Origin of the sequence: Streptomyces millisiae (assembly GCF_031845425.1) — a bacterium.
GTDB lineage: Bacteria > Actinomycetota > Actinomycetes > Streptomycetales > Streptomycetaceae > Streptomyces > Streptomyces millisiae.
In genome coordinates, this window is sequence record NZ_JAVREM010000224.1 from 1 (window position 1) to 493 (window position 493).

At 66.3% G+C, this 493-nt stretch carries 1 protein-coding gene; it reads left to right on the forward strand.

Annotated features, from left to right (window positions below; genetic code table 11):
• Positions 1-493, forward strand: a 493-nt coding sequence (locus RNC47_RS36355; RefSeq protein ID WP_311605143.1) for a phosphotransferase, incomplete at both ends; no start/stop codon positions are given.

Genomic DNA, 493 nt, shown 5'->3' on the forward strand with positions numbered 1-493 from the left:
CGCTGATCTGCACTCGCAGTTCTGGAACAGCCCCCGATTCAGCCGCGACCTGACGTGGGCGCGGACCTGGAGTGCCCGTCCGGGCTATGCCGTGCTCAAGCAGTTCTACTCGCGGGGCCGCGCCGGAGCGCTCAAGCTCGGCCGCCCAGAAGTGACTCCGGCTGTGCGGGCGGTTTCGCAGGCGCTGGACCGACACGCGGCTGCGTACTACCGCGAATTCGAAGCGGGTCCCTTGACTCTGCTGCATGGGGATTCCCATCTTGGCAACACGTTTTCGACGAGTGACGGCCGGTCCGGCCTGCTCGACTGGCAGGTTGTCTGGCATGGCCCCGGCCTACGCGAAGTGTCCTACTGGATGACCACCGGCCTCGGGCCTGAAATGCGCCGCGCCCACGAGCGGGAACTACTCGAACGCTATCTCGACGGCCTGCGATCCGGCGGCGTCCCCGATGTGCCGCAATACGGCACGGCTTTCGAACGCTACCGGTTGTTC